Origin of the sequence: Candidatus Aeolococcus gillhamiae, from assembly GCF_016464765.1 — a bacterium.
GTDB classification, from domain to species: Bacteria; Chloroflexota; Dormibacteria; order Aeolococcales; family Aeolococcaceae; genus Aeolococcus; species Aeolococcus gillhamiae.
Map to the genome: position 1 here is coordinate 13,727 of NZ_JAEKNS010000124.1, position 26,072 is coordinate 39,798.

Sequence of the window (26,072 nt, forward strand, 5' to 3'; positions counted from 1 at the left end):
CGATCAGCCCGACATCTCGACGCGGGCGACCTCGACCACACGGCGCAGCGCGGCTTCGACGACGTCGGTGTCGTCGTGGCGCAGGATGACGTAGCCCTCGCCCTCGTAGCTCTCGCTTCGCGCCTGTCCCTCCCTGGGCAGGCGGGCCTCGACCACCAGGTCTCCGAGCTCGTGCTGCAGGGTGTCGAGGCCCTGCACGCCGCGCACAACTCCGTGGCCCTGGCCGCGCAAGTACGCGGCGCCGACCGCGTAGCGACGCTCGGGGGGATCGAAGTGCCCGAAGATCTCGAGTCGCGCCCAGGCCGCGTACATGTCAGTGTCGTGCGCGTACGACAGCAGCGAGGTGAACTGCGCCCCCGGCGGTCGAGCAGCGACCTCCGAGAGCGCGATGCGGCCCTCGCGGAGCCGAAACCACTCCAGGTGGCTGAACCCGGTGTCCATCCCCAGCGCGGTCAATCCGCGCGACGCCCCATCGCGTATGGCGTCGTACTCCGCGCCGCCGATGTCGCGCGGCAGGAGCACGGCCCACTGGATCCAGGGATTCTCGAGCACCTCGAGCGGGGTGGGCAGGTACGACGAGATGGAGTGCCACACGACGCGGCCGTCCACGCTGACGCTGTCGAAGCTGTGCTCCGCACCGGTGACCAGCTCCTCGAGGAGCGCGGGCGCGGCAGGAGAGGGCGGGTCGACGCGCAGCCAGTCGGAGAGGTGGGCCTGGCTGTCGACGCGGAACGTGCTGCGCGCGCCGGCCCCGGCGGGCGGCTTGACCACGATCGGCAGGCCCAGGTGTTCGGCGATGGACCAGGCCTGCTCGGCGGAGACCGCGACGCCATGGCGCGCACACGGGACGTCGTGGGCGGCGAAGACGTCCTTCATGCGCGACTTGTCGCGGAAGTTGCGCGCCACCTCAGGACCCATCCCCGGGATCCCGAGCGCTTCGCGGACCTCGCCCAGCGGTACCTGCAGCTGCTCGAGCATGCCGACGAGGCGGTCCACGCCGCCCAGGCGTCCGGCCAGGGCACGGATGGCGTCGGCGATCTGCTGGGCATCGGTGCCGTCGTCGACGCGCCAGTCCGCCACCAGTCGCGCCCGCACCCCGCCGGGCAGCTTGTCGACGGGGTCCTGACTGACCAGGGCGATGCGGGCGCCGGGGAGAGACGCCGCCGCGTCGATGAAGCGGACCGTGGCCTCGAGCAGGAACGGGGCGACGAACACCGCGGTCGGCACGCTAGGCAGTCTAGGCGGCATGGCACACCTCGGCCAGCCGCCCCGGCAATGACTGCGCCGGTAGGATCGGCGCCATGAACGTCATCTTCATCGAGCCGGCATTCCCGCCCAACCAGCGCGAATTCGTGCGTGGCCTGGCCGAGGCCGGCGCCACCGTGATCGGCATCGGTGAGCGACCGCTCGAGGAGCTCGACCCCGACCTCCAGGGGCGGATGCTCCATTACCACCGGGTCGGCAACGTCACCGCCGTCGACTCGATGACGGATGCGGTGCGCTGGGTACAGGAGCGGGTGTGGGTCGACCGCCTCGAGGCGGTGGTCGAAGCACACACCATGGCGGCGGCGCAGGTGCGCGAGAACTGCACCATCCCCGGCACGTCGGTGCGCACGGCCTGGCTGTGCCGCGACAAGCCGTCGATGAAGGCGGCGCTGCGCGAGGTGGGGGTGCCCACTGCGGCCTCGACGGCCGCCGACACCGCCGACGAGGTGCGCGACTTTGCTGCGCAGGTCGGCTACCCGCTCATCCTCAAGCCGCGCGCCGCAGCCGGCGCGTCGGGCACGGTGCGCGTCGACGGCCCGGACGAGCTCGACGCCGCGCTAGCCGGCTTCGGGTCGGCCGAGTCGATCGCTGCCGAGGAGTTCGTGGAGGGGCATGAGGGCTTCTACGACACGCTCTCGATCAACGGAGAGCCGGCGTACGACTTCGTGTCGCACTACTACCCCAACGTTCTCGACGCCATGCGCGCCCGCTGGATCAGTCCGCAGTTCATCGCCACCAACCGCGTCGACAGCGTCGCTGACTACGGCGAGATTCGTGAGATGGGCCGCCGCGTGGCACGGGCGCTGGGCATCGAGACCTCGGCGACTCACATGGAGTGGTTCTTCGGTCCCAAGGGACTGCGTTTCAGCGAGATCGGCTGCCGCCCTCCCGGGGTGCGTGCCTGGGACCTCTACGCCGCGGGCAACGACATCGACATCTACCGTGAATGGGCCAACGCCATCGTGCGCGGCGCGGTGGAGAACGGCCTGTCACGGCGCCGCGCAGCCGGCATCGTGGCGCTGCGTCCCGACGGCGACGGACAGATCAGTGGCTACGACGGCGTCGATGAGGTTCAGCAACGATTCGGCGAGCACATCCTCGACGTGCACCTGCCCGAGCCGGGCACCCCCGCGCAGCCGGTCGAGGCGGGCTACATGGCCAACGCGTGGGTGCGCATGGTCCACCCCGACTACGACACGCTGCGCAGCATGCTCGACGCGGTGGGCCAGACGCTGAAAGTGCACGCCTTGTGAGCGTCACCGTGATGCTCGGCCCCGTCGGCGACGGCGCGGCGGTGGCTGCCGAGCTGGCCACGCTGCATGTCGACGGCCCGGTCGCGCTGGTCACCGCCGGGTGGGAGGAGGCGGAGCGCAACGACGCCGACCTCGACCGCGTGCTCGGCGGCGGTACGCGCAACCTGGGTCTCTTCGGGCGGCGCCTCGACATCCTCGACATGGACCCGGGGTACGCCGACGAGGTGCGCAGGGTTCGCGGTCTGCTCACCCAGCTGCGCGAGGTGTACCTGGTGCAGCTCCGCCATGCGCTGCGCGGGGTTGACGCGGTGCGCCAGCACGTCGCCGCCGCCCGCCGGCTGTCGGGCGTGCAGCTCGACGAGGCGATCGAGACCGTCCGTGCGCTGGACGAGCGCCACGCGACTCGTCGCGATGCGCTGCTCGGCGAGTTCTACGCCGGCTATCCGCCGCATGAGCGTCCCGCCATCGTGGCCCATCGCGAGGCGGTGTCCGCGCTGCTCGCTGAGTGCGCCGCCCTGGTCATCGCCGGCGGCCACGTCGGCGTGCTCACCGATTGCCTGCACATCTGCAACGTCGGTGCGCTGCTCGCTGACCGGCCTGTCGTGGCCTGGTCATCGGGCGCGATGGCGATCGGCGAGCGAGTGATGTTGGTCGATGACCATGACCTCGCCGGGCGCCCCGACGAGGTGCTCGGGGCCGGCATCGGGGTGGTCCGCGGCGTGGTGCCACTGCCCGCGGCGGCGACCCACCTGCGCATCGACGACCGCAACCACCTCGCGCTGCTGGCCCGGCGGCTGGCGCCACGCGCGTGCGTGCTGCTCGACGAGGCCGACCGCGTCACCTTTGACGTGGCCGGTGTCGCCGACCTCAGCACCGCCCGGGTCGTCTCGCCCGACGGCATAGTCCGCTCGCCGGCGGAGGCCGCGTGACCACGACCTCGCCCAAGGCGCCCAAGCAGCGGGCGCTCACCAGGCTCCGCGCGGAGGGGGTGAAGGCGGCGGCCATCGACCGGCTGCTTGCCGAGAATCGCGTCCCGCTCGTCGAGGGCTCGGCGTGCACCTTCCTGTTCCGCGGTCACGCCGACGACGTCGCCATCGAGCACGCCATCACCGGCCTGCCCTCGCCCTTGCCGCTCAAGCGGCTGCGGCGCAGCGACCTCTGGTTTGCGACCATCGAGCTGCCTGCCGGGTCGCGTGTCGAGTACCGCGTGCTCGTCCGCCACGGCGACAACGTCGAGAGCATCCTCGATCCCCTCAACCACGAGTCGGTGACGGGACCAGCGAGCACGATGTCGGTTCTGCGCGCCCAGGGCTACGAGACACCCTGGTGGGCGCTGCACGATGCCACCGTCGTGCCCGGCGAGCTCACCGAGTTCCACTTCCGCAGCCGGGCGCTGCGACGGGAGGCGTACCTGACCCTGTACGCGCCGGCGCGGATGCGCCGCGAGCATCGCCTGCCCCTGCTGGTGGTCCACGACGGCGGCGACTTCATCAACCACGCCGCCTACGGAACCGTTCTGGACAACCTCATGGACAGGCGGTTGATGGCCGACACCATGGTGGCGTTCACCCATCCCGGCGACCGCCTGCGGGAGTACGGCGACAGCGCGGCCCACAGCCGCTTCCTCACCGCCGAGCTGGTGCCGCAGCTCGAGAAGCGCCTGCCTCTGCGCGGTGACCCCGCCGGCCGAGTGCTCGCGGGGGCGAGTTTCGGCGCCATCGCCGCGCTGGCGGCCGCGGTGCACGCGCCCGGCTTCTACGGAGGCCTCTTGCTGCAGTCCGCCTCGTTCCTCTACACGGTGGTGGGGCGAGAGCACGCCGGCGGGCCGGTGTTCGACCCGGTGGTGCGGTTCGTCAACACCATTCGCTCCCAGCCGCAGCCGGTGGTGGAACAGATCTTCCTCAGCTACGGCGCCTTCGAGCCGTCCGCCCAGCGCAACCTGGCGATGGTCGACGTGCTCCGGCGCATGGCCGACGAGGTGCGCGTGGTCGAGTCGCTGGACGGGCACACCTGGACGGGCTGGCGCGACCGCCTCCTCGACGGCCTCACCTGGCTGTTCCCTGGCGAGCAGCGCTTCCTGTATCCCTGATGCGCGAGACTCCGCGGTCATGAAGTTGCGCGAGCGCTGGTACTCGTCACGGGTGGAGAGCGACGTCACCGTGGTGCGCTGGGGGCACTACGGCCGGCCGGTGATCATCTTTCCGACCGCCGGCGGCGACGCCGAGGAGATCGAGCGGATGCTCGTCATCGACGTGCTTGGTGACCTTATCGAGGCCGGGCGCATCAAGGTGTACTCATGCGACAGCATCGCCGGATACGCGATGGTTCGCGGCGACGGCGATCCCCGCTACCGCGCGGCGCTCATCAACGGCTTTCATCGCTTCGTCCGCGAGGAGATGATCCCGGCGATCTGGTCCGACTGCGGCACCCCCGAGGCGGAGGTCATCGTCACCGGTGCATCCATCGGCGCCTTCAACGCGCTGGCCGTGCTCTGCCGGTTCCCCGAGGTGGTCAGCCACGCGGTGGGTATGAGCGGCACCTACGACCTCGAGCAGTTCCTCGGTCCCAACGCCGGCGAGGATCTCTTCTTCGCGACGCCTCTGTACTTCCTCCCCGGTCTCGATGGACCGACCCTCGAGCGGCTCCGGCATCGGTTCGCCATCCTCGCCTGCGGAGAGGGGAGGTGGGAGGCGATCAATCAATCCTGGCAGCTGGCCGAGGTGCTGGGCTCCAAGGGCATCCCCAACCGGGTCGACCCCTGGGGACCCCAGTACGACCACGACTGGCCGACGTGGCGGGAGATGCTTCCCCACTACCTCGGTCAGCTGAGCTGAGTGAGCAGAACCATGAGCGATCGAAAACTCGAGGGCATCCGCCTGGCCGTCATCGGCGCGGGGGCCATGGGCGAGGCGATGGTCGCCGGCCTGGTGGACCGCCGGCTCGTCGACGCGTCGCGGGTCACCTGCAGCCATCCGCGCGCTGAGCGCCGCGAAGCGCTGGCGTCGACCCACGGGGTCACGGTCACCGCCGACAACGTCGAGGCCGCCGAGGCCGCCGACATCGTGCTGCTCGCGGTCAAGCCGCAGATGCTCGCCGGCGTGATGGCGAAGCTGCGTGGCCGGCTCTCCGCGGAGCAGCTGGTGATCAGCATCATCGCCGGGGCGAGCACACGAGCGATCGGCGAGGGACTGCAGCATCCTGCCGTGGTCCGCTCCATGCCGAACACACCGGCACAGATCGGCCAGGGAGTCACCGTCTGGTACGCCACCGACAGTGTCGACGAGCGCGGCCGCGGGCATGTCCGGACCATGCTCGGCGCGCTCGGCCGCGAATTCGAGGTGCACGACGAACGCCAGGTGGCGATGGCCACCGCGGTGAGCGGCACCGGTCCCACCTACATCTTCCTGTTCATCGAGGCTCTCACCGACGCGGCGGTGCACCTCGGCTTCCCCCGCCATGTGGCCCGGGAGCTGGTGCTCGACACCATGTCCGGCTCCGCCGACTTCGCCCTGCAGAGCGGCAAGCACGTCGCCGAGCTGCGCGACATGGTCACCTCGCCGGGCGGCACCTCCGCCGAGGCACTGTACGAGCTCGAAAAGGGCCGGCTGCGCACGGTCGTGAGCGACGCGGTCTGGGCCGCCTTCGAGCGCACCCTCCAACTGGAGGCCCGGCTGGAGGGCAACGACTCCGGCGGCGTGCAGCGGCGCAACCGTTAGACGTTCACGTTCCACCACACGAGCACGTCGAGCTCATGCGCCGGAGCGCGGTTGAGCAATCGCGCAAACAGGTCCGCTTCCCGGGCGGCATACGGTCCCGGCGTCACCACGATGGTGCGGATGCACGCGGCGCGAAGCTCGAGTCGCAATGCCGGCAGCAGCGCCGGTGTCGTCTCGTCCACGCCCGTGGAGCCGAGGTCGGTGAGGACGCGCTCCAGTTGAGGAGTGACGGTGTGCGGCGGATCGGGTCCGATCCAATACCCCCCGACGATCTTGTATCGCATCCCTGACTGCGCCTGCCAGACCAGCGAACTCACGGCGACGATGTCTCTGTACGGGAAGGGGGCTGTCAGCACGGTGCTTTCTACAGGGATTTGGGAGACGTCCCGCGAGCTCGAGAAGAACTGCGGCAGGGTCACCGTGGATGCGGGCAGCGGGACGTGGGGCAGGAGTGGGAGGAGCGCCACAGTCACCGCAGCAGCTGCCACCATCGAGGCGCGCGCGTCGCGCGCACCGCTCGCGCTCAGCCGGCTGACGCAGACGGCGACCAGAACGGCGGCGAGCAGGTAGAAGTACACCATGAAGCGCACCGGAAGCGCGTCGCTCAGCAGCGGAAGACGCACCACCGCCGCCCACGGAAGGGGAATCGACGTCGTCCGTCCGTCGACGTGCAGCCGGCTGCCCATCGCGAACACGGCCATCAGCAGCGCGGTCAGCGACGTCACCCTGACGAGCCGCGTCCTCCAGTACCTCCACACCGCGAACCCCAGCAGGATGATCAACGGAATGCCGAGATAGGCGGTCGTCTCCGCAGGATTACCCGAGAAGCCGTTGGCGTGCGCGACCGCGGCGGACGGCGCGATCAACTGGTTCTGGGTGGGAAGCACGAACGACAGAAGGTCCGCGACGTACGTGTTCTTCGGGTGATTGACACCGATTGGTCGCTCAGGACCGAAGAACTGCACGGAGAGCGGCCAGGCCAGCAGGACGGCCGAGGTGACCACGGCGCTGCCGATCACTCGTGCGACGTACGGCAGGCGCGAAGCCACCGCGTCACGAGCGAAGAGCGCGAGGATCGCCACTGAGCACACCGCCGCCACCACTCCGTCGAGGAGCAGTTCCTCCGACGTGAAGAACTCGGCGACGCACAGCAGGCCAAGCAACAAGCCCAGCAGCACGGGACTGTGACGCTGCCTGATCACGGTCTCGTACACGCATAGGAGCAGCAGAGGAGGGAAGAACGCCAGCACCAGGTGGAGGTGCCCACCCGCCTGGCCGATCATGTACGGCGAGAACCCGTAGAGCAGGCCGCCGGCGAACGATGCGCCCGGACTCATCCGTAGGTATCGCAGCGCCAGCCACGCGCACCATGCCGCCGACGCAAAGGCAAGCGTGATCAGCACGTTGTACGCGACCACGACTCCCAGCGTGGCCGTGATGGGCCAGATCACAAGCGCGGCGAGCGGAGTGAACGTGTTCCACATCAGGTTCAGCCCGTGCGGGTAGTTCATGAAGTCGCTCGTCCACGGAGAGTGAGCGTGTGACACCGAGAACGGCGTCCACTCGAGAAACCACATGCTCTCCTGTGGATCGGCGATGTTTCCGACGTAGCTGGTGCCCGGGTGCAGCCACGCGGTCCGGCACAAAGCGATGGAGATCAACAGGTACATTGCGGCTGGAGCAATCGCTCTGATCTTCCCACCGGGACGGCGCCAGGAAACGGTCGGGCGCGGGCTCAGGTTCATCGGCGGTGGCCGAGTGTACAGGCGGGCAATCCGCGCACGGGTGGTCAGAGCTCCCGCAAGGCCTGCGGCCACCGTTGGCGCGGCGCAGGACGTGCCACGGGCGCCTGCGCTTCTGCTGGTGGTGACGGGTGGCGGCGTTGTGGCCGGAGCGCGGAGGCGCCGCTCGCCGATGAGGGGAGCCTGACGCGCCGAGCTCAGGCTCTCGCCAGAGTCCACCCGGGGTAGCTGCCCTTGGTCTGCGCCGGGCCGGTGTCCCCGGCGAAGAAGTACAGAGCGCGGCCGTTGTCGGTGACCTGGGTCCTGCCGTCGCCGCGCATGATGGTGCCGAGGTGGCCGGTCACCCCGGCGCCGGCGACGAGCATGGTCCCGGCCGGGACGGTCAACGGTGGCCACTCGTCGACGCAACCGCTGTTGCAGTTGGTCTTTCCGCTGCCCGCGGAGTCGCTGTTGAACGTGTACAGCGTACGGCCGTTCGACGCGCCGACAACCGCCACTCCCATCGACGTTGCCGCTGCCTTGACCACCGTCGTCGTCGGTATCGGCCGTGCGGTTGGCGCCGGGGGCGCGGTGGGAGCCAGCGTAGCGCTGGGGATTGGCGTCGCCAGTGGCGTCGACGGCGCCGATGAGGTGGAGGGCGTCGCGGCTGCCGCGGGTGGGGAGGCGCCGCCGCTGTTGCCCATGGTCGCCGTCGATGCCCCACATCCGGCCATCGTCAGCAGCGCAGCAATGGTCGCGGTTCGTCTGATCGTGAAGATTCGCATGTCCGTCCCTTTCGTGGTGTCCGTTGCCGCCACTGTCCCCCCGGTCGCGTGGACATGCGCAACGTCCGAAGGTCTTAAGACACGCCCCTCACATCCGCGGACTTGTCGGCTCAGAGCTCGCGGCGCCGAAAGGCGACGATGGTGAGGGCCACCACCGCCACCACCCACACGGCGGCCCACGCGATGTACGCGCCGGCCGGCGCCGTGACCGACGTGAAGGGACTCGCCGCGGCCTCGCGACTCCCCGCCGCAACAGCCACGACCGCCGTCGGCTCCATGTTGAAGACGGCACCCCTCCAGAGCCCGTCCGACGGAAGCAGCAGCCGGCTGATCGTGCCGGTGGCCTCGATCGCGCCGTTGTTGAGCACCGCGCCGACGGCGCCGGCGACGCCGGCGATCCAGGTGATGAAGAACAGCATGAGCGCGATCACCCCGGCGGTGATCCCGGAGAGGCGCACGCTGAGACACAGCGTGAGGGTGAGCAGCACCAACCCCTCCGCGGCCACGAACGCCGCGGCTTCAACGGGGTGTGGGGGCATGTACCCCGTCGCCCAGCGCACCACCGCGAACTCGACGGCGGTGGCCGCTGCCGCGTACATGACGATCAGCGTTCCCAGGCCGAGCCACTTGCCGAGGATGACCTCGGCGCGCTCGACGGGCCGGGCCAGAACGGCCAGCGCTTGTCCCGACTCCACTTCTGCCGAGACGGACTGCGCCGCGACCATCACGGCGCCGAGCCCGAGCACGGCGCTGAACATGAACAGCACGAAGATGAGCAGCTGCGACGAGAACAAATTGACGTCGGCCGGACTCAGAAGGGTGCCGTCGCGATTGTGAACGCCGGGAAGGCGGCTGAACCCCCAGCCGGTCAGCGCGATCGCCACTCCGCTGAGCACGAGCAGCGCGAGCACCAGACGGCGCCGGCTCACCTCGCGCACCGTGACCATGGCGATGGTCAGCACGCTCATGCGGCCGCTCCTTCATCGGCGGCGCGGAGCACCTCTAGGAATCGATCCTCGAGTGAGAGACGCTGCGGCTCGACGGCGTGCACCCGGGCGCCGTGCGCAACCAGGGCGGCGACGATGTCGGCGACGCCGTCGCTGTCGACACCGGCGACAGTGAACCACTCACCGTCCGCGGCCACATCTCCCCAGCGGGAGAGCAGAGCGCTCAGCCCGTCGAGGCCGGTGACGCGCAGCCGCACCGCCGTGCCTCCACCGAGGATCTCGTCGAGCGTCCCCGCGGCGATCACTCGACCGTGGTCGACGACGGCGACGCGGTCGCACACCTGCTCCACCTCGCTGAGCAGGTGCGAGTTGAGGAACACCGCAGTGCCCTTGGCGCGGAGCGCGCGTATCACGTCGCGAACGTCGTGGCGTCCGACGGGGTCGAGCGCCGAGGTGGGTTCGTCGAGGAAGACGATCTCCGGCGCACCCAGCATGGCGACCGCCAGGCCGAGCCGCTGCTGCATCCCCTTGGAGAAGGTGCCGACCCGATCGCGAGCGCGATCGCGCAAATCAACGGTGTTCAGGACCACCTCGATCTCGTCCTCGCGCTGCGGACGTGGGATGCTGATCAGGCGGCAGTGGAAGCGCAGTACCTCGACAGGGGAGAGCCAGGCGGGGTAGCGGAAGAGCTCGGGAAGGTAGCCGACACGACGTCGCGCCTCGGCCCGACCGATCGGCTCGCCGAGAAGCCAGGCGTTGCCCGCCGTCGGAGTGGTGAGGCCGAGCAGCAGCTTGACCGCGGTGGTCTTGCCGGCGCCGTTGGGCCCGAGGAAGCCGAAGATCTCGCCGCGCGGGACCGACATGCTGAGCCCGGCGAGAGCCTCGATGTGCCCGTACCGCTTGGTCAGGTCGACAGCGTGGATCGCCGGGACGGCGTCAGCGGAGGGAACGGGCAAAGTCGAGCACCTCGCTCTGGGGAAGAAGGCCGCCAACAGCGTAGACGACGTTGTTCTTCTCCCAGATCAGCGCTGACCCGAGCCCGGTCGAATCCCCGACGAGAACGCCCTGCGCGTTGTCGATCTGCACCGTCTGCGAATTCATCACCCCGCTGATCACCGGGATTGGCAGCGTGCTCCCCGGGACGCCGATGGCGCGAATCTCAGCGGCGAGCTCCGGCGAGATCCCCGGCTGGGCCACCAGGAAGTCCTCGAGCTGCTGCAGCGACGCGCCGTTCGTCGAGACGGTCGGCCGGACGCCCTCGGCGATCACCAGCGTCGGCGGCGACTCCGACGAACCCGTTGCCTGCGCGTTGCCGCCGTACACGGCGACCACCGCGGGCCCCGCGTTCACCGTCACCGTGGTGCCTTCCAGCGACCCGGGGATGACCGGCGCCGCCCGGCCCGCCTTGGCGGCAGCCGCTGCCGCGGTCGCCGAGTCGAGGGTGAACGTCGCGGTGCCCTGACCGATCACCTCCCAGCGTGCCGGGCCGGGGACGCCGGCAGGCAGCGAGGACGGCTCCAGCACGGTGAGTCCCGTGCTTGCCGCGGCCTGGGCTGGACCGGACACCTGCCTCGGCTCGAGGTTGGTCGTCACCATCTTTCCGTACTGCGAGAGATCAGGAAGCCCGTTGAGCTGGCCCGCGGTGAGCGTGATCGGGGCCACCTGGGTGGGGGAGAAGATCGACAGCCAGCCGGCGGCGTTGGCGGAGACCACCAGGCCCGCCACAACGACGGGGACCGCCACGGCGCCGAGCGCCCAGCGGCGCCGTCCATGGGGGCGCGGCGTTGGCAGGTCGGCGCCGTGCGGGCGGTCGCCCGCGGCGACGCGCCGCCGGAGCTGAGCGAGCGCCTGCTCGCTAGACGGCACCCCCACCATGGGGCTGGCAAACAGCTGGTTGGCGACGTCGGCGTCCGCCGCCACACGGGCCGCGTGCCGCTGGCAGCGCTCGCAGCCGGCGAGGTGGTCGCGCTCCCTGTTCGAGCCGGCGAACCTGTCGTCGTGGAGGCGGCGCAGCGCCCCGTCATTGAGATGCCGCACGGTCAACCTCCTTTCGCAGCGCTGATTCAGCGCGCCGCAACATCGTTCCCACATCACCCTGTCTGACATCCATCGCCGCCGCCACCTCCGCATAGCTGAGGCCGCTGTGGCGGAGGACCAGCACAGTCGCCGCGCGCTGCGACAATCTCCCGAGAGCCGTTCGCAGAAGCCGTCCGTCGTCAGCCCGCTCGACCGCCACAGCGGGATCGACGGCTTCCGTGGCCGCCAGGGCCAGCTGCTCGCGGCGGCCACGGCGGCGATCGGACCGGAGCGTGTTGAGCGCCATGTGCGCCGCCGCTGCGCACACCCAACCGCCGGCCCACGCCTGCTCGCTGCACTGGCGCCGATGGAGCGCAAGGAAGGCGTCTTGGGCCACGTCCTCGGCCCGGGCGCGATCGCCGAGGACGCGAGCGGCAATCCCGACCACCTTGCCGTATTCGGCGCGAAAGACGCGATCAAACGCCCTGTCAGTGGTCGCGGAGGCGGCGGGCGGGGCACTCATGCGCCAGACAGCCTCTCCATTCACATCCATACAGCACCGCCGCTGCTCATCTTGTGACGCCTCGGGCCAAGTTTCTACCCGGCTGAACGGCGCAGCTCAGAGATTGGTGCCGCTCAATGGGGACGTCGGTGGCCAGGCTGCCCGCGTCATCCGCCACTGGTCAGTCCGTGCACAGCAGCGGCGACTTCCACGGGCGCCCGGCCTCCAGCTGCTTCGATGGGAGCTCGCAGTCTAGGAAGGAGAGAGGCCCGGCGATGCCCAATGACTACTGATAATGGAGATTCTCATGAACTAACCACATCGCCGTGAAAGTTGACCGGATTGGTCGGGCTTTGTTAGCCTCGCGCGCAATGACGCTCCGGTGCTCCCTCACCCGCCAGCTGTGGCTCGACCACGGCCGCTGCGGCACCGAACTCTGTACGCGCTGAGCTGACGCTGCGTCCAGGCCAGTTGCCGGGTCGCCACGAAAGTGCGCCCGCGCGTCATTCATAAGAAGAGGTCATATGTCCGCCACTGACAAGCTGCTCGAGAACAACCGGTCATACGCGTCCACATTCGACAAGGGCGAGGCGCCGCTACCGCCGGGCCGTGGCGTGGCCGTGGTCGCCTGCATGGACGCGCGCCTGCACGTCAATGACATCCTCGGCCTGGAGGTCGGCGACGCCCACGTCATCCGCAACGCGGGGGGAGCCGTGACCGACGACGCCATCCGCTCCTTGCTCATCTCCCAGCGACTGCTGGGGACGCGCGAGGTGATCCTCATCCACCACACCGACTGCGGGATGCTCACATTCACAGATGACGCCGTCAAGGCTCAGGTGCAGGCGGACACCGGCATCCGCCCAGCATTCGCTCTCGAGGCCTTCCGCGATCTCGATGAGGACGTGCGCCAATCGATCGCGCGCATCGTCGCGAGCCCCCTGATTCCGCATCGCGACAGCGTTCGCGGCTTCGTGTACGACGTGCGCACAGGCCAGCTCCGCGAGGTGCTTCCGGAGGGCGGCGCTCAGCTCGCGGGCGCGGGCAACGGGGCGGTGGCGAACAGCGTCGGCTGAGCCCGACCACCGTCCTGGCGCGGGCCGGTCGTCAGCACTTGCCTGACGTCCGCCCCAAATCGCCCAAGCTCCTGATAATACGGGGGTGGCCGGCCGCTCCTCCGCAACCAGTCGGCGTCCCAACGCGCCTGCCACGAAGCGCGTGCCGGCGTGGGCTGCCGAGATCCCCGGGCCGTCCGACCCGCTCCCCGACCAGGTGCAGCAATTCCTCGACTGGCTGCGCATCCAGCGCAACCGTCCGCTGACCACGGTGCGCGCCTACCGCCAGGACCTCGCCAAGTTCGTCGCCTTCATGCGCCGTCGCGACCTCGCCGACAACTTCACGGCGGCCGTCGACCGCGGGGTGCTCCGCCGTTATCAGATCGAGCTCGCCGAGGTGCTGCCCAACCCGCGCACCCGCGCCCGCGCCCTGGTCGCGCTGCGCCAGTTCCTGTCGTACGCGTATGACGAGGGCTGGAGCGATGGCGAGCTGAGCCGCCAGGTGAGCGTGCCGCGGTACGTCGTCGGTGATCCCCACCCGGTCGCCACAGAGACCGTGCCGCGGTTGCTCGCAGCGTTGCCCACTGACGGGCTGCGCGACCTCCGTGACCGCGCCCTCATCCACCTGCTGGTGAGCACAGGGTGCCGCATCGCCGAAGCGTGCGCGCTCGATCGCGGGGACGTTCGCGCCGAGGGCTTTCGCGTCCTCGGCAAGGGCGGCAAGCACCGCATGGTGTACCTGACAGACGACGCGTACAGCGCTGTCCAGGACTACCTGCGCCAGCGCGGTCCCGACCCTGCGCCCGCGTTGTTCATCAGTGTTGCCCGCGCCGACATGCCCGACGGCCGCGCCCTCCCCCACAACCGGCTCACCACCGATGGTGCGCGCCACGCGCTGCGGTCGCTGCGCCGCCGATTCAGCGCCGACCCCGCCCTCTTCGCGCTCATCGACGACCTGCGCCCCCCGCATGCCGCGCGGCACACCGCAGCGACCACGCTGCTCGCGGCCACCGACGGCGACGTCCGGCTGGTGCAGGAGGTGCTCGGCCACGCCACGCTGGAGACCCTGCGCGTCTACACTGAGATCACCGACAAGCGCAAGCGTGCCGCGTACCAGCGGCTCGGCGACTACCTGCGCGAGGTCGAGGCCAGCACCGCCGGCTGAGACGTCCCCAGCCAATCATCGACGAGCTCAACGAACTCATCCGGGCGTTCCATCATCGGGATATGGCCGGTGTTGTCCAGAACCCGGAAGGTCCAGTCGGGGCGCATCGTGGCCACCCCCTGCGCCGCGGACAGCATTACCAGCCTGTCCTGGTCGCCGTGCATGAGCAGCGTCGGCGCCTGCACCCGGCGGATGTGTCTCTCCACGGCGTCTCTGTGCCAGAGCCACTGCACCAGCGAGCTCGATGCCTCGAGAAAGGCGCGGTCGGGCTCCTCCTGTTCCTGGCGCCATCTCATCTGCTCGATCAGTGCCTCGCGCGTCTCAGGCGAGATTCGCGAGACGTCGACAGTGCACAGCCGGAGCACGTCGTCGACGAGGCGCTCGGCGCCGCGGCGGCGAGAGTTTGCGCGCACCACCCAGGGACCGACTCCAGGTGTGCGCATCATCACGAACGCAGCGGCGAGCATCAGGGGGAACCGGCCCCCTGGCGTCGTCGGCATGGCGGGGTCGACAAGCACCAGCGAGGCGACGCTGTGGGGCCGGCGCGAAGCAACCAGGACGCTGATCAGGCCGCCCATGGAGTTGCCGACGAGCACCACCGGGCGTCCGCCGCCGATGTGCTCGGCCACGTGGTCGACCACGCCGACGTTGTTGGGGATGGTCGACTCCCGGCCGGCCCTCGGGGTGCGCCCGAAACCGATCAGGTCGAGCGACCAGACGTGGTGGGTCTGGGTGAGGTCGCCGGTGACGTCCCTCCAGTTGACCATGGAGCCGCCGAGCCCGTGGACGAGAAGCATGGGCGGACCGGTGCCGCCGTGGTCGACTGCTTCGATCGGCCCCTTGACATCGAGGGTGAGCTCCCTGTCCATCCCCTGATGCTATCGAGGGTGTCCCGACTCCGGCGCGTCCCGAGCCGGGCGCCAGACGTTGCCGAGCACCCGGACCGGGCCCTCGAAGCCCTCGTCCCAGCAGGCGAGGATCTCCGCGCCGAAGGGCGGGTGCAGCTCGAGGCGGAGCAGGTCGTCGCGATGGTGCCAGGCGACGTCGGCGAGCACGCCGTCGCGGCCGACCTGCAGATCCCCCGCCGGCGCCGTGGCGGCGAACACCATGTTGAGCAGGTGCCGCCCCCCGGGCTCGATGGCCTCGCAGACCAGCACCAGCCGGCCCACCTCGACGGCGAGGCCCGTCTCCTCGTGCAGCTCGCGGACGGCCGCCTCGACCAGTGTCTCGCCAGCCTCGACTCCCCCACCGGGCAGCAGCCAGTGGCGGTGCCCCTCCTTGACGTGCTCGGCGAGGAGGATCCGCTCCCCGTCGCACAGGCACACCGCCACCCTCACCCGGACGGCGGCATCGCTCACGACCTGGATTATCGCCGTCGCCAGGGCGGGCTTGACACGAACAGGCGTTCGCGGTACCGTGGCGGCGTGGGAACATCTGTTTGGGGTGGTACGGCAATGCTCACTGACTACGGCCGGCCCGTGCGCCGCTCCCGTCGACGGCCCTGGCAACGCGATCCGCGGGTGGTTCTGGCAGGCGTCCTCACGGCCGGCGCGGGATTGGTCTTCCTCGGCGGCAACGTCTACGGTGGTTTCAACGTCGGTCAGGCGCAGCACGTCAAGGTGCATGCCGGCGACACGCTGTGGACCCTCGCAGCCGCCCACTACCAGAGCGGCGATGTCCGTGACCACGTCGACCAGATCATCGAGCTCAACCACTTGGCCGACAGCTCGATCACTCCCGGCGAGGACCTGCTCCTACCGGCACCCTGAGAGGTCGCACGGGCACCGGTTCCGGGACGGTCCGACCGGCATTGAGGTCGGCCAACCAGGGCACCGACCCCGATGGTTGCGGGCTCGGCGTGTCGGTCCCGCGGCGCCGCCCCCCGCCGCCCCCGCCGTCGTCGCCGTCGTCGCTGGGCGCCTCGCTGAGCAGGCGCATGAAGACGACGCTGAACGCGACGAAGAGGGCGATCTTGCTGACCAGCGCGATGCACGCGCCGGCGATCTGCTGGTCGGTCAGGACGCTGAGCCCGAAGATCCTCGGGGCAGCGCCGTATGTCGGGTACAGCTGGTGCTTGGCCAGGGCCACGGTGATCCCGCCGAAGGTCTGCGGGATGGTGGCCACCATGATGTAGCCGAGCGTGGCCCAGCGGCCCAGGACGCGGCGGTCGCCCAGCGGAACCACGATGGGCCACCAGAACAACACGGAGGCCGCCAGCAGGGAGAGCTGCTGCGCCGCATACAGTTCGCTGCTGCTCAGCGATGCCTCGTACGCGCCGGTGAGGTGCCAGCCGAAGAACGCCACGTTGATCGCCAGCATCCCGCTCAGCGGGTGGACCGCAACGCGACCGAGGCTCGCCAGCCAGCCAGGCGCCCGGCTCCATCCGCGGCCCGGCAGGCCGAGCAGCAGCAGCGGCGGGATGACGCCCATCACCAGGGTGATCTGCAGGAGGTGCGCCGTCAGCAGGTAGTGCGACGCCAGCGTCTGCAGCGGGGAGAGCCACGACGCCACGAGCAGCAGCACCGCCACTGGCGCCGCCGCGCGCCGCCAGGCTCCGCGCGGCTCCTGGCGCGCCGCCTGCATCGACAGCGCCGTGACGGTAACCGCGATCACCAGCCCGACCACGAGCACGGGATCGACGGGCACCGACCAGGGCGATGGCAGCACAACCGGAAAGGTAGCGCAGCCGTCCCCAGATAGCGAGAGGGCCGAGCGGTTCGCGCATGGACGGCCTGCGCGAGCCGGGGCGGAAGCGGTACAAAGACAGCGCCGCTATTCGCGCACGGCTCCGCCAGACAGCTGAGTTCGTGTCCAACGCATGAGCGATGCCAACCAACCCATACCAGTTTTCCCTCCGGACCAGCCGGGATCCCGGTGAGGTGCTCGACGATGTGGCAGCCCGTCCGCTGCCCGGCATCGCCGTGTCCGAACGCGGCGCCCACTACCTGGTGCTGCGTCCGCGACGTCGCTCGCGCTACGGCTCCGACATCGCGGTCGGCATCGCCATCGCCATCGCGCTCGCGGTGCTGATCGCCACGGCGGTGTCGCCGGTGTTCATCGTGATGCTTCCGCTCGCGGTGCTCCCGGGGATCCCGCTGCTGCTCGACCATCGCCGGCCCGATCTCGCGGTCAGCGCGGTGGTCGACGACGACGGCAGCACCCGCGTCACCGTGCATGGAGAGGCGTCCGAGGAGCTCGCCGCAGCAATCGATGCATTTCTCGGCGCGCTGCCGGAAGCACTGCCGGCACATGTCGAAGAACGCGCCATCGCCATCGCGTCGACCGGGTAGCGCCTAGCCGATCACCCGGATGACCGCGGTGACGACGCCTTCGATGGCGAGGTCACGGGCATAGATCGGCTCCAGGCTTGGGTTTTCCGGTTGCAGGCGGATCCTGTCGCTCTCCCGGAAGAAGCGCTTGACTGTCACCTCGGCCTCGCCCGTCGTCTCATTCTCGATGCGTGCCACCACGATGGTGCCGTCGGCCGGAGCGTCGTGACGCGGGCGCACCAGCACGATGTCGCCATCGTTGATCCCGGCGCCGATCATGCTGTCACCGTGCACGGTGAGCGCATACGCGTCGTCGCCACCGGCTATCTCGGGGCCGACGGTGATGTGGTCCTCGACGTTCTGCTCGGCGAGCAGCGGCGTGCCCGCGGCGACGCGTCCAACGAGCGGCAGACGCAGGACGTTCGACGCCACCGGCGCCTCCATCACCGCGTCGCCGACCACCTCGACGGTGCGCGACTTGGTGGGATCGCGGCGGATCAGGCCCTTGGTCTCGAGCGCGTTGAGGTGGTTCTGCACCGTCGACGATGAACTGAGTCCCACCGCGTGGCCGATCTCGCGGACAGTCGGTGGGTAGGAGTACTGGCGGGCATGGGTTCGAAGAAACTCGAGGATCTGGCGCTGGCGCCCCTCGACCGGCTCTGTCATGTCAACCTCCAAGCCATCTTTGGCGGCCGCAATGTACCACGGATCCGTCGATAGCGCAAACGGATGTTCCCATGGCCTCCGCTCTCGGCCGGGTGCCGGTTTCAACGGTCTGGTGGCGACTGCGTGAACGGGCCGTGCCGGAGTACGTCCTGGCGCCGCTCGGCGCCTACGATCGGGCCCAGCGACGGCCCCTCACGGAATGAAGAACATCACTGCCCAAGAACACACGACTGTCGACCAGGCCGGCCTCGAGCGCGAGGTCCCGTCCTTGGACTCACCGCACCCCGCCGCCGCGTCCCTGGCTGTTCACTGCGACGAACCGGGCTGTGAGGCGGAGCCCGTCGAGGCCTGCGAGTACGTGGACAGCCGCGGCAACGCGTGCCGCACCCATTGGTGCGCCACCCACGGTCCCGAGGTCGCCGGCCATCGTTACTGCCGCCGCCACGCCGGCACCATGGTCGCCCTCGGCAGCAAGGCGAACAACCCCCGCGCGCTGCCCGACGTCGGCCATCGCGGCGCCTCGCTGGTGCGCTGGGTGTACCGCGACCTCGACCCAGCGATGACCACCCTGCTCGACGCTGAGAGCCGGAGCAACGAGCACCTGCTCCGTGACACCGAGGTGGCCGTCGGTCGCGCCGAGGACGGCAGCCGGTGCTGGGAGATGAGCTGGAAGCTGGCCTCCCCGTCGGGCATCCGCCTGCGCATCACGCTGATGGTCGAGGAGCAGGACGACTCCGTGGTTCTCGTCCGCCTCGGCGACGAGGTTCTTGCCAGCGGCGTGCCACCGTGGATCGAGGCGCGCAGGCTCGGCAAGCAGGTCACCGAGGAGGAGGACCGCGAGCAGCGCCGCAGCTTCTACGCCTTCCTCGAGGAGTACCTCACCGAGGCGATCCGCCAGGCGTGAGGGTCGCGTCGCTGACGGCGTCGGCCAGCGCCGCCGTCGTGGTCCGTCGATCGCGTTCCAACCGCAGCACCGCGGCGTCGTGGCGGAACCAGGTGCGTTGCGCCTTCACGTACCGGCTGGTGCGACGGACCGCGGCGGTCTCCGCCTCATCGACGTTCAGGCGGCCCTCGAGCACCTCGACTGCCTCAGCGTAGCCGATGCCGGCGCGGCAGACAGCGTCGGCAGCGGTGCCACGGTCGAGCTCGGCGCGGACCTCGGCCAGGATCGCGCCCGCTCCGAACATTGCGTCCATCCGGGCGGCTAGCGCTTCGCCGTGCACGTCGCGGGCGGCGTCGAGCACCACCAGGTCGAGGCGCCGACCCTCCCCCCGCCCTCGCGCCGCCGCGAGCGACCCGTTGCCGGCCCGGAGCAGCTCAAGGGCGCGGATGACCCGCCGTGGGTTGGCGAGGTCGAGCGTCGCCGCACCGGCGGGGTCGCGCTCACGCATCTCGACGGCGAGCCGCTCCAGCCCGGCCGGCGTCGCGGCCACCCTGGTCAGCTCATCCCGCTGCTCCGCGGCCGGCGAACCGCCGCCGAAACGCCAGCCCTCGCGGAGCGCGCGGAGGTACTGCCCGGTGCCGCCGACCACGATCGCGGCGACACCGCGGGCGTCGAGGTCGTCGAGAACGGCCCGGGCACGCCGCAGCCAGTCGGCGACGGTGAATGCCTCTCCTGGCTCGCAGAGGTCGAGCAGGTGACAGGGGACGCCGCCCAGCTCGGCGTCGCTGGGTCGCGCGGTGCCGACGACGAGACGACGGACCACCTGGCGCGAGTCGGCGTTGAGGAGCTCGGCGCCGGTGCGGCGAGCGAGCTCGACGGCGAGCGCGGTCTTGCCGCTGGCGGTCGGGCCGCCGATTGCGACGGTGGATTGCGGCTGCTGTCCGCTCATCCCGGCGGGCGTCGGAAGATGCGTCGCAGCATGACGTCGTCGAAGACGGTCACTGTGGGGCGGCCGTGGGGGCAGGTCAGGCCGCCGCTGGTCTCGACGAGGCGATCGAGCAGCTGTTGCTGCTGATCGTGGGCGAGCTCATCCCCGAAGCGCACCGCCGCGTGGCAGGCGATGAGCGCGGCGGCGCGGTGGCGCTGCTCGGTGACCGGTCCACCGGCTCCGAGGGAGTCGAGCAGCTCGCCGAGCAGGCGGGACGGATCGGCGGCGGCAGCGCCCGCCGGCACCGAGGTGCAGCGCAGCGTGGTCGGGCCGAACGGCTCCACGGTGAAACCGCAGGACGCCACCAACGTCTCGTGCGCGACGAACAGCTCCATACGGCGAGCGTCGCACTCGACTAGCGCAGGAAGGAGCAAGAGCTGACCGATGGCAGATCCCGCCGACCACTCGGCGAGGAGCTTCGTGTAGATGACCTTCTCGTGGGCTGCATGCGGGTCGACCACCACCACGCCTGCCGGGGACGCGGCCAGCAGCCAGCGACCGCCCTGCTGGCCAAGTGCGTGCAGCGGGCGCAGCGCCTGCAGCGAGGTCCGCGACAGCTGCGTCGGTCGTCCGTCAAGCTCCATGGCCGGGGCAGCCGCAGCCGGCCCAACCGCAGCTGCAGCCGGCTCTGCGCCGGGGTCGGCCCATGCCGGCGAGGCTTCGCCGAGCGGCAGACCGGCGCCGTCCACGCCGACGACTGAGTACACCGACGCACCCCGCAGCGTGTGCCAGCACGCGCGCTGGACCGCCGCGAAGACGCGACGCTCGTCGCGGAAGCGCACCTCGCGTTTGGTTGGATGCACGTTGACGTCGACTTCGAGCGGGTCGAGCTCGACGCTGACCACACCGTAGGGGTACCGTCCCGCGGGCACCAGGCCGCGGTACGCCTCGGCGACGGCGGCCAGCAATGCGCGGTTGTGCACGCGCCGGCCGTTGACCACCAGCACGAGGCCGGTGCGCGCGCTGCGATGCCGGCGTGGTTCGCTGATCGCACCGCCCACGTTGATGTCGCCCTCGACCGCAACGGGCAGGAGGTCGCCGGCGTCCGCGCCGAAGACGGCGCGCAGCGCGTCGTCGAGGCCGCCACCCGTGGCGCGCAGGCGGGTGCGTCCGTCGACCACGCAGCTGATCCGCAGTTCGGGCCGAGCCACGACGAGGTCGCTGACCACCGCGATCGCGGCGGCGGTCTCGGCGCGCTCGCCACGCAGGAAGCGCAGCCGCGCGGGCGTGGCCGCGAAGAGGTCGCGGACCTCGACCGTTGTGCCCACCGGTCCACCGCAGCTCCCCTCCTCCACCGTCTCGCCATGGCGCACGCGCAGCCGCGTGCCCACCTGCGAGGTGGCGGTGCGTGATGACATGGTCATGTCGGAGACCGCAGCGATGCTCGCCAGCGCTTCGCCGCGGAAGCCGAGCGTCGTCACCGTCTCCAGGTCGGTGACGACGTGGATCTTCGACGTCGCATGGCGTGCCAACGCCAGCGGCAGCTCGTCGACGCCGATGCCGGTGCCGTCATCGACCACGGAGATGCGCACGGTGCCGGCGCCGTCGATGACCACGTCGATGCTGGTGGCGCCGGCGTCGACGGAGTTCTCGCACAGCTCCTTGACCACGGAAGCCGGTCGCTCCACCACCTCGCCCGCAGCGATGGCGTCGGCGACAGACTGCGCCAGCCGGCGGATGGGCGCGGTCGCCCCCGCCGTGCCCGCCCCGGTCACGGGGTGGCGCGCTCGCGCAGCTCAGCGAGCTTGTTGAGAGCTGCGATCGGGGTCAGCCCCTCGATGTCGAGCTGGGCCAGCTCTGCGACAACCGGGTGCTCCGGCGCGATGCCGAGGCTGAGCTGGGCGGGGACGTCGCCGCCGGAGCCGGCCACCGGCCGCTCACGCTCAAGCTCGGCGAGGAGCTGGCGGGCGCGCACCAGGACTCCCGCGGGAACGCCCGCCAGCCTGGCGACGTGGATCCCGTATGAACGATCGGCCCCGCCGGGGACGATGCGGTGCAGGAAGGTGATGGCATCGCCGTCCTCGGAGACGTCGACGCGCGCGTTGGTGACGCGGGGCAACCGCTCGGCAAGGACGGTGAGCTCGTGGAAGTGGGTGGCGAACAGCGTCCGGCAGTTGAGGGGCGGCGCGTCGTGGAGGTGCTCGACGACCGCCTGGGCAATCGACATCCCGTCGTACGTCGACGTGCCCCGGCCGATCTCGTCGAGGATCACCAGGCTGCGGCTGGTGGCCTGGCGCAGGATGGCGGCGGTCTCGGCCATCTCCACCATGAAGGTCGAGAGGCCGGCACTGAGGTCGTCTTGGGCGCCGATGCGGGTGAAGATGCGGTCACAGATGCCGATGCGCGCCCTCTCCGCAGGGACGAAGCTGCCCACCTGGGCAAGCAGCGCGAGCAGAGCCACCTGACGGAGGAACGTCGACTTGCCGGCCATGTTCGGCCCGGTGAGCACCACGATCCGTTCGGCGGCGTCCAGCCGGCAGTCGTTGGCGACGAAACGGCCAGGTCCGAGCGCGCGCTCGACGAGAGGATGACGCCCCGCGTCGATGTCGATCACCCCTGATGTGTCGACCAACGGGCGCACCCAGTTCTCCTCCACCGCTACGCACGCCAGCGAGCGGTGCACATCGAGGATCGCGACGGCGGCGGAGGCGTCGAGCAGAACGGCGGCGTGGTCGGCGACGCCGGCGGTCAGCGTCTGGAGCAGCTCCAGCTCCCGAGCCAGGGCACGCTCGCGCGCGCCGAGCACCACGGTCTCGCGCTCCTTGAGGGCTGTGGTGATGTAGCGCTCGGCACCGACCAGCGTCTGCTTGCGCACGTACTCGTCAGGCACCGCCCGCCGATGGGCGTTGGGGACCTCGATGTAGTAGCCGAAGACGCGGTTGTAGCCCACCTTCAGCGAGGGGATGCCGGTGCGCTGCCGTTCGCCGTCCTCGAGGCCGGCGATCCAGGTGCGCGCGCCGGCGCCGGCGCCGACGAGCTCGTCGAGCTGCGGGTCGGCTTCGGCGCGGATGCAACCCCCGTCGCGAGCGCTGCCCGGAGGGTCGTCGACCAGCAGCTCGCGCAAGCGCGCCGCCAGATCGTCTGGTGCGACGCAGCGCGCCGCCGCCGTGGTCAGCTCGCCCGCCTGAGCTCTCGAGAGGATGTCCTGGATGGCCGGCAGCGCGGCGCAGGCCTGGCGGACGGCCGCGAGGTCACGGGGACCGGCGCTGCCCTGCACGCAGCGTGCCACCAGCCGCTCGAGGTCGCGCACTGCAGCGAGCGCCTCACCGAGCGTGTCGCGCAGGCGCGGAGCAACGGCGAGCTCGGCGACGGCGTCGTGGCGGGCGAGGATCAGCAGCGGTTCGGTGAGCGGTTCGAGCAGCCTCGCCCGGAGCAGGCGCGCGCCCATCGGCGTGCGCGTGCGATCGAGGAGGGCAGCCAGGGAGACGCCACCGCCGAGGGCGGTCACCAGCTCGAGGTTGCGCCGCGTCTGCGCGTCGAGGCGCATGCCCGCGCTGTCATTGCGCCGACGCACGTGGACGAAGCCCGCGGTGAGCGTCAGCCGCGCGCGTTCGCAGTAGGCGAGGACCGCGCCAGCGGCACAGACGGCGCGGTCGACCTCCTGCAGGCCGAACGCGTCGAGGGTCTGCGTTGCGGTGACGGCAAGAATCCGCTCGCGGGCGCGCGAGCTGTCGAAGAACGCGGGCGGGAGGACCGTGCGGGGGATGGTCGGAAGCAGCGTTGGCGGGGCGGCGTCTGCGTCCTGTGCGATCAGGAGCTCGGCGACATCGAGGCGCTCGCATTCCTCGCGCAGCGGGACGGAGTCGAGGCCGCCCGCTACCTCGGTGAGAAGAAGCTCGCCGCTGGCGGGGTCGAATGCCGCGACGCCTGTCCGGCCGCCGCTGCAGTAGAGCGCAGCGCAGCGCGCCACACGGGTCTCATCGAGGTAGTCGGCTTCGCTGATGGTCCCTGGGCTCAGGACGCGGGTGACCGCCCGATCGACGAGCCGGCCGGGCACGACCTCACCGACTTGGTCCCAGAGCGCCACCCGCCGGCCCGCTTCGAGCAGGCGGCGGATGTACCCGGGCGCGGCATGGTGGGGCACGCCGCACATGGGAAGCCGGCCGGCGGCGCCAAAGCCGCGCCCGGTCAGCGCGACTCCGAGGATGGGGGCCGCCTCCTGCGCGTCGGCGCCGAACATCTCGTAGAAGTCCCCCAGCCGCGCCAGGACCAGCGCGTCGGGGTGCTGCGCTTTCACGGCGCGGTACTGCTGAAGGATGGGGGTGCTGCCCGCGTCGTCGAGGTCGATCACCAGGCCCGGGTCGGAGACCACGCCGCTCTCATGGGGCGCCCGCCCCTGCCCCCGCCGGGTCACGCCGCCGCGGTGACCGTGTCGATCTCGAGCTGCCAGTGCGTCGCCGCCACAACCCGCCCGTGGCGCAGCTCGCCCGCGTGCGCGCTCCCAGCGGGCAGCCACGCCACCTTGCCCTGGCGGGTACGCCCGTAGGGGCGGCCGTTGTCGGCGAGGCCCTCGACCAGCACCTCGACGTCGCGCCCCAGCAGGGTCTGGTTGCGCTCCCGGGCGATGCCGCGCTGGAGGTCGAGGAGGTGGTTGAGGCGGCGCTTCTTCTCCACGAGCGGGACGTCGTCCGGGCGTCGCGCCGCGGCGGTACCGGGGCGCACCGAGTAGGCCTGTATGTGGACGACGTCGTAGCGGATGTCGCGAAGAAGCTGGACAGTGCCCTCGAACTCTGCCTCGGTCTCGCCGCTGAAGCCGACGATGATGTCGGTGGTCAGGGCCAGGTCCGGGACGGTCGCGACCGCGGTGGCGATCTTCTCGCGATACTCCGCGACGCTGTACACGCGGCGCATCCGGTGGAGCAGCTCGTCGTCACCCGCCTGCACAGGAAGGTGGAGCTGCTCACACACCGAAGGGAGATCGCGCATCGCCTCGAACAGTTGGGGCACGGCGTTGCGCGGGTGCGAGGTAAGGAAACGAAGCCGGCGCAGGCCGGACACCTCGTCGACTGCGCCGAGCAGCTCAGGCAATCCCGCACCCGACTCCGGGTCCCGGTAGCTGTTGACGTTCTGGCCGAGTAGGGTGACCTCGCGCACGCCGCGATCGACAAGGCGTTGCACGTCCGAGACTATCTCCGCGGTGGCGCGGCTGCTCTCGCGGCCGCGCACGAAGGGCACGATGCAGTACGTGCACATCTCGTTGCAGCCGCCCATCACCGGCACGTAGGCGAGCAGGCGGTCTGACGCCGGCATGGCGACCGGGCCGTCGACGTCGCCCCCGTACAGCGACTGCAAACGCGCGAAGAATCCCTCCGGCTCGCGGACGTCGAACATGTAGTCGAGGTCGGCCATGCGTTGCAGCAGCGCCGATCCGTGCTCGACGGCCATGCACCCGGTGAGCGCAATCGCCCGGCCGGCGCGCTCGCGCTTCCAGGGGATCAGCTCCTTGAACTTGCCGTACACCTTCTGCTCGGCGTTGGAGCGCACCGCGCAGCTGATCAGCACGGCGATGTCGGCGTCCTCGAGCGGCACGTCAGGGATGAAGCCGATCTCCGCAAACGATTCGGCCAGCTGCTCGTGATCGGCGTCATTCATCTGGCAGCCGATGTGCCAGAGGTGCACCCGCGGCGGCCGCCCCAGACGGGGCACGATGGGCTCTCGGCGCGGAGCGGGTACCTCTCCCGCACCTCGCTGGGCAAGCGGGAGCGGGCGGAAGTGGGCAGCGGACTGGCTGAGAGTGGGGAGATACACGCTCCCCGAAGCCTAGCGATTGGGCGAGCACGCTGACGGCTCACCATCGCCATGGTCAGCTCAAGTCCGCTCCACAACGGTTCCAGAAGTTG

General features: G+C 70.5%; 25 protein-coding genes. 10 read left to right on the forward strand and 15 right to left on the reverse strand.

The window, feature by feature from the left end:
• Positions 1 to 3 precede the first annotated feature (3 nt).
• Positions 4 to 1,227 (reverse strand): ATP-grasp domain-containing protein, encoded by a 1,224-nt coding sequence (locus JF886_RS11915; protein ID WP_337312727.1) that lies wholly within the window; start codon positions 1,225 to 1,227, stop codon positions 4 to 6.
• 74 nt (positions 1,228 to 1,301) lie between these two features.
• Here JF886_RS11915 and JF886_RS11920 point away from each other — a divergent pair, with 74 nt between their 5' ends.
• From JF886_RS11920 to proC, 5 genes are read left to right on the forward strand one after another with little or no spacing between them, the layout of a single operon-like run.
• A complete protein-coding gene (locus tag JF886_RS11920) occupies positions 1,302 to 2,519 on the forward strand; it encodes an ATP-grasp domain-containing protein (RefSeq protein ID WP_337312729.1) in 1,218 nt (405 codons plus the stop codon).
• Positions 2,516 to 3,448, forward strand: a complete 933-nt coding sequence (locus JF886_RS11925; RefSeq protein WP_337312731.1) for a hypothetical protein — start codon at positions 2,516 to 2,518, stop codon at positions 3,446 to 3,448. Before JF886_RS11920 ends, JF886_RS11925 begins: the two co-directional genes overlap by 4 nt.
• Positions 3,445 to 4,608: an alpha/beta hydrolase gene (locus JF886_RS11930; RefSeq protein ID WP_337312733.1), complete on the forward strand. Its 1,164-nt coding sequence runs from the start codon at positions 3,445 to 3,447 to the stop codon at positions 4,606 to 4,608. Before JF886_RS11925 ends, JF886_RS11930 begins: the two co-directional genes overlap by 4 nt.
• A gap of 19 nt (positions 4,609 to 4,627) precedes the next feature.
• Positions 4,628 to 5,353: an esterase family protein gene (locus JF886_RS11935; RefSeq protein ID WP_337312735.1), complete on the forward strand. Its 726-nt coding sequence runs from the start codon at positions 4,628 to 4,630 to the stop codon at positions 5,351 to 5,353.
• Between the two features lie 12 nt (positions 5,354 to 5,365).
• Positions 5,366 to 6,235, forward strand: a complete 870-nt coding sequence (gene proC / locus JF886_RS11940; RefSeq protein WP_337312737.1) for a pyrroline-5-carboxylate reductase — start codon at positions 5,366 to 5,368, stop codon at positions 6,233 to 6,235.
• Here the strand turns inward: proC and JF886_RS11945 are convergent.
• From JF886_RS11945 to JF886_RS11970, 6 genes are all read right to left on the reverse strand, one after another.
• Positions 6,232 to 7,896, reverse strand: coding sequence for a hypothetical protein (locus JF886_RS11945; protein WP_337312739.1), 1,665 nt, complete (start codon positions 7,894 to 7,896; stop codon positions 6,232 to 6,234). The genes proC and JF886_RS11945 overlap by 4 nt on opposite strands.
• Positions 7,897 to 8,174: 278 nt before the next feature.
• Complete coding sequence (locus JF886_RS11950; RefSeq protein WP_337312741.1) at positions 8,175 to 8,741, reverse strand: COG4315 family predicted lipoprotein; 567 nt, start codon at positions 8,739 to 8,741, stop codon at positions 8,175 to 8,177.
• 110 nt (positions 8,742 to 8,851) lie between these two features.
• Positions 8,852 to 9,709 (reverse strand): ABC transporter permease subunit, encoded by an 858-nt coding sequence (locus tag JF886_RS11955; RefSeq protein WP_337312743.1) that lies wholly within the window; start codon positions 9,707 to 9,709, stop codon positions 8,852 to 8,854.
• A complete protein-coding gene (locus JF886_RS11960; protein ID WP_337312745.1) occupies positions 9,706 to 10,644 on the reverse strand; it encodes an ABC transporter ATP-binding protein in 939 nt (312 codons plus the stop codon). Before JF886_RS11960 ends, JF886_RS11955 begins: the two co-directional genes overlap by 4 nt.
• Positions 10,625 to 11,725: a hypothetical protein gene (locus tag JF886_RS11965; protein ID WP_337312746.1), complete on the reverse strand. Its 1,101-nt coding sequence runs from the start codon at positions 11,723 to 11,725 to the stop codon at positions 10,625 to 10,627. Before JF886_RS11965 ends, JF886_RS11960 begins: the two co-directional genes overlap by 20 nt.
• Positions 11,709 to 12,227, reverse strand: coding sequence for an RNA polymerase sigma factor (locus JF886_RS11970; RefSeq protein WP_337312748.1), 519 nt, complete (start codon positions 12,225 to 12,227; stop codon positions 11,709 to 11,711). Before JF886_RS11970 ends, JF886_RS11965 begins: the two co-directional genes overlap by 17 nt.
• A 503-nt stretch (positions 12,228 to 12,730) precedes the next feature.
• On the opposite strand from JF886_RS11970, the gene JF886_RS11975 reads away from it, so the two are divergent.
• Both JF886_RS11975 and JF886_RS11980 read left to right on the forward strand, forming a co-directional pair.
• Positions 12,731 to 13,282: a beta-class carbonic anhydrase gene (locus JF886_RS11975; protein ID WP_337312750.1), complete on the forward strand. Its 552-nt coding sequence runs from the start codon at positions 12,731 to 12,733 to the stop codon at positions 13,280 to 13,282.
• An 85-nt stretch (positions 13,283 to 13,367) separates the two neighbouring features.
• Positions 13,368 to 14,426 (forward strand): tyrosine-type recombinase/integrase, encoded by a 1,059-nt coding sequence (locus tag JF886_RS11980; protein WP_337312752.1) that lies wholly within the window; start codon positions 13,368 to 13,370, stop codon positions 14,424 to 14,426.
• Here the strand turns inward: JF886_RS11980 and JF886_RS11985 are convergent.
• Together JF886_RS11985 and JF886_RS11990 are read right to left on the reverse strand one after the other, a co-directional pair.
• Entirely contained in the window at positions 14,390 to 15,295 is a 906-nt protein-coding gene (locus JF886_RS11985) for an alpha/beta fold hydrolase (protein WP_337312754.1), read from the reverse strand. The genes JF886_RS11980 and JF886_RS11985 overlap by 37 nt on opposite strands.
• 9 nt (positions 15,296 to 15,304) lie before the next feature.
• Entirely contained in the window at positions 15,305 to 15,784 is a 480-nt protein-coding gene (locus tag JF886_RS11990; RefSeq protein WP_337312756.1) for an NUDIX domain-containing protein, read from the reverse strand.
• A 66-nt stretch (positions 15,785 to 15,850) separates the two neighbouring features.
• On the opposite strand from JF886_RS11990, the gene JF886_RS11995 reads away from it, so the two are divergent.
• Positions 15,851 to 16,195, forward strand: a complete 345-nt coding sequence (locus JF886_RS11995; protein WP_337312757.1) for a LysM peptidoglycan-binding domain-containing protein — start codon at positions 15,851 to 15,853, stop codon at positions 16,193 to 16,195.
• On the opposite strand, the gene JF886_RS12000 is transcribed toward JF886_RS11995, so the two are convergent.
• Positions 16,158 to 17,093, reverse strand: coding sequence for a cytochrome c oxidase assembly protein (locus JF886_RS12000; protein ID WP_337312760.1), 936 nt, complete (start codon positions 17,091 to 17,093; stop codon positions 16,158 to 16,160). The genes JF886_RS11995 and JF886_RS12000 overlap by 38 nt on opposite strands.
• A 158-nt stretch (positions 17,094 to 17,251) precedes the next feature.
• Between JF886_RS12000 and JF886_RS12005 the strand changes: the two genes are divergently transcribed.
• On the forward strand, positions 17,252 to 17,716 hold the full coding sequence (locus JF886_RS12005) for a hypothetical protein (RefSeq protein WP_337312762.1): 465 nt from the start codon (positions 17,252 to 17,254) through the stop codon (positions 17,714 to 17,716).
• Positions 17,717 to 17,719: 3 nt separating this feature from the next.
• Here JF886_RS12005 and lexA read toward each other — a convergent pair whose 3' ends face one another.
• Positions 17,720 to 18,361: a transcriptional repressor LexA gene (lexA, locus tag JF886_RS12010; protein ID WP_337312764.1), complete on the reverse strand. Its 642-nt coding sequence runs from the start codon at positions 18,359 to 18,361 to the stop codon at positions 17,720 to 17,722.
• A gap of 199 nt (positions 18,362 to 18,560) precedes the next feature.
• Here lexA and JF886_RS12015 point away from each other — a divergent pair, with 199 nt between their 5' ends.
• On the forward strand, positions 18,561 to 19,265 hold the full coding sequence (locus JF886_RS12015) for a hypothetical protein (RefSeq protein WP_337312766.1): 705 nt from the start codon (positions 18,561 to 18,563) through the stop codon (positions 19,263 to 19,265).
• Here the strand turns inward: JF886_RS12015 and miaA are convergent.
• The 4 genes from miaA to JF886_RS12035 are packed head-to-tail and all read right to left on the reverse strand — an operon-like array spanning position 19,240 to position 25,878.
• Positions 19,240 to 20,193 carry a tRNA (adenosine(37)-N6)-dimethylallyltransferase MiaA gene (miaA, locus tag JF886_RS12020; RefSeq protein ID WP_337312768.1) on the reverse strand — a complete coding sequence of 318 codons (954 nt, stop codon included), beginning with the start codon at positions 20,191 to 20,193 and terminating at the stop codon, positions 19,240 to 19,242. The two genes, JF886_RS12015 and miaA, sit on opposite strands and share 26 nt — an antisense overlap.
• Positions 20,190 to 21,947, reverse strand: coding sequence for a DNA mismatch repair endonuclease MutL (gene mutL, locus JF886_RS12025; protein ID WP_337312770.1), 1,758 nt, complete (start codon positions 21,945 to 21,947; stop codon positions 20,190 to 20,192). The genes miaA and mutL overlap by 4 nt, the downstream gene beginning before the upstream one ends.
• On the reverse strand, positions 21,944 to 24,544 hold the full coding sequence (mutS, locus tag JF886_RS12030) for a DNA mismatch repair protein MutS (protein WP_337312772.1): 2,601 nt from the start codon (positions 24,542 to 24,544) through the stop codon (positions 21,944 to 21,946). Before mutS ends, mutL begins: the two co-directional genes overlap by 4 nt.
• A 38-nt stretch (positions 24,545 to 24,582) precedes the next feature.
• Positions 24,583 to 25,878 carry a MiaB/RimO family radical SAM methylthiotransferase gene (locus tag JF886_RS12035; protein WP_337312775.1) on the reverse strand — a complete coding sequence of 432 codons (1,296 nt, stop codon included), beginning with the start codon at positions 25,876 to 25,878 and terminating at the stop codon, positions 24,583 to 24,585.
• Positions 25,879 to 26,072 lie beyond the last annotated feature (194 nt).

Bases quoted from the DNA above. Each gene is read 5' to 3' on its own strand.
- lexA (WP_337312764.1), bottom strand. From the start codon at position 18,361: ATGACAGAGCCGGTCGAGGGGCGCCAGCGCCAGATCCTCGAGTTTCTT.
- JF886_RS11920 (WP_337312729.1), top strand. From the start codon at position 1,302: ATGAACGTCATCTTCATCGAGCCGGCATTCCCGCCCAACCAGCGCGAA.
- JF886_RS11950 (WP_337312741.1), bottom strand. From the start codon at position 8,741: ATGCGAATCTTCACGATCAGACGAACCGCGACCATTGCTGCGCTGCTG.
- JF886_RS12015 (WP_337312766.1), top strand. From the start codon at position 18,561: ATGAAGAACATCACTGCCCAAGAACACACGACTGTCGACCAGGCCGGC.
- JF886_RS11975 (WP_337312750.1), top strand. From the start codon at position 12,731: ATGTCCGCCACTGACAAGCTGCTCGAGAACAACCGGTCATACGCGTCC.
- miaA (WP_337312768.1), bottom strand. From the start codon at position 20,193: ATGAGCGGACAGCAGCCGCAATCCACCGTCGCAATCGGCGGCCCGACC.
- JF886_RS11985 (WP_337312754.1), bottom strand. From the start codon at position 15,295: ATGGACAGGGAGCTCACCCTCGATGTCAAGGGGCCGATCGAAGCAGTC.
- JF886_RS11970 (WP_337312748.1), bottom strand. From the start codon at position 12,227: ATGAGTGCCCCGCCCGCCGCCTCCGCGACCACTGACAGGGCGTTTGAT.
- proC (WP_337312737.1), top strand. From the start codon at position 5,366: ATGAGCGATCGAAAACTCGAGGGCATCCGCCTGGCCGTCATCGGCGCG.
- JF886_RS11935 (WP_337312735.1), top strand. From the start codon at position 4,628: ATGAAGTTGCGCGAGCGCTGGTACTCGTCACGGGTGGAGAGCGACGTC.
- JF886_RS11955 (WP_337312743.1), bottom strand. From the start codon at position 9,709: ATGAGCGTGCTGACCATCGCCATGGTCACGGTGCGCGAGGTGAGCCGG.
- JF886_RS12005 (WP_337312762.1), top strand. From the start codon at position 17,252: ATGCCAACCAACCCATACCAGTTTTCCCTCCGGACCAGCCGGGATCCC.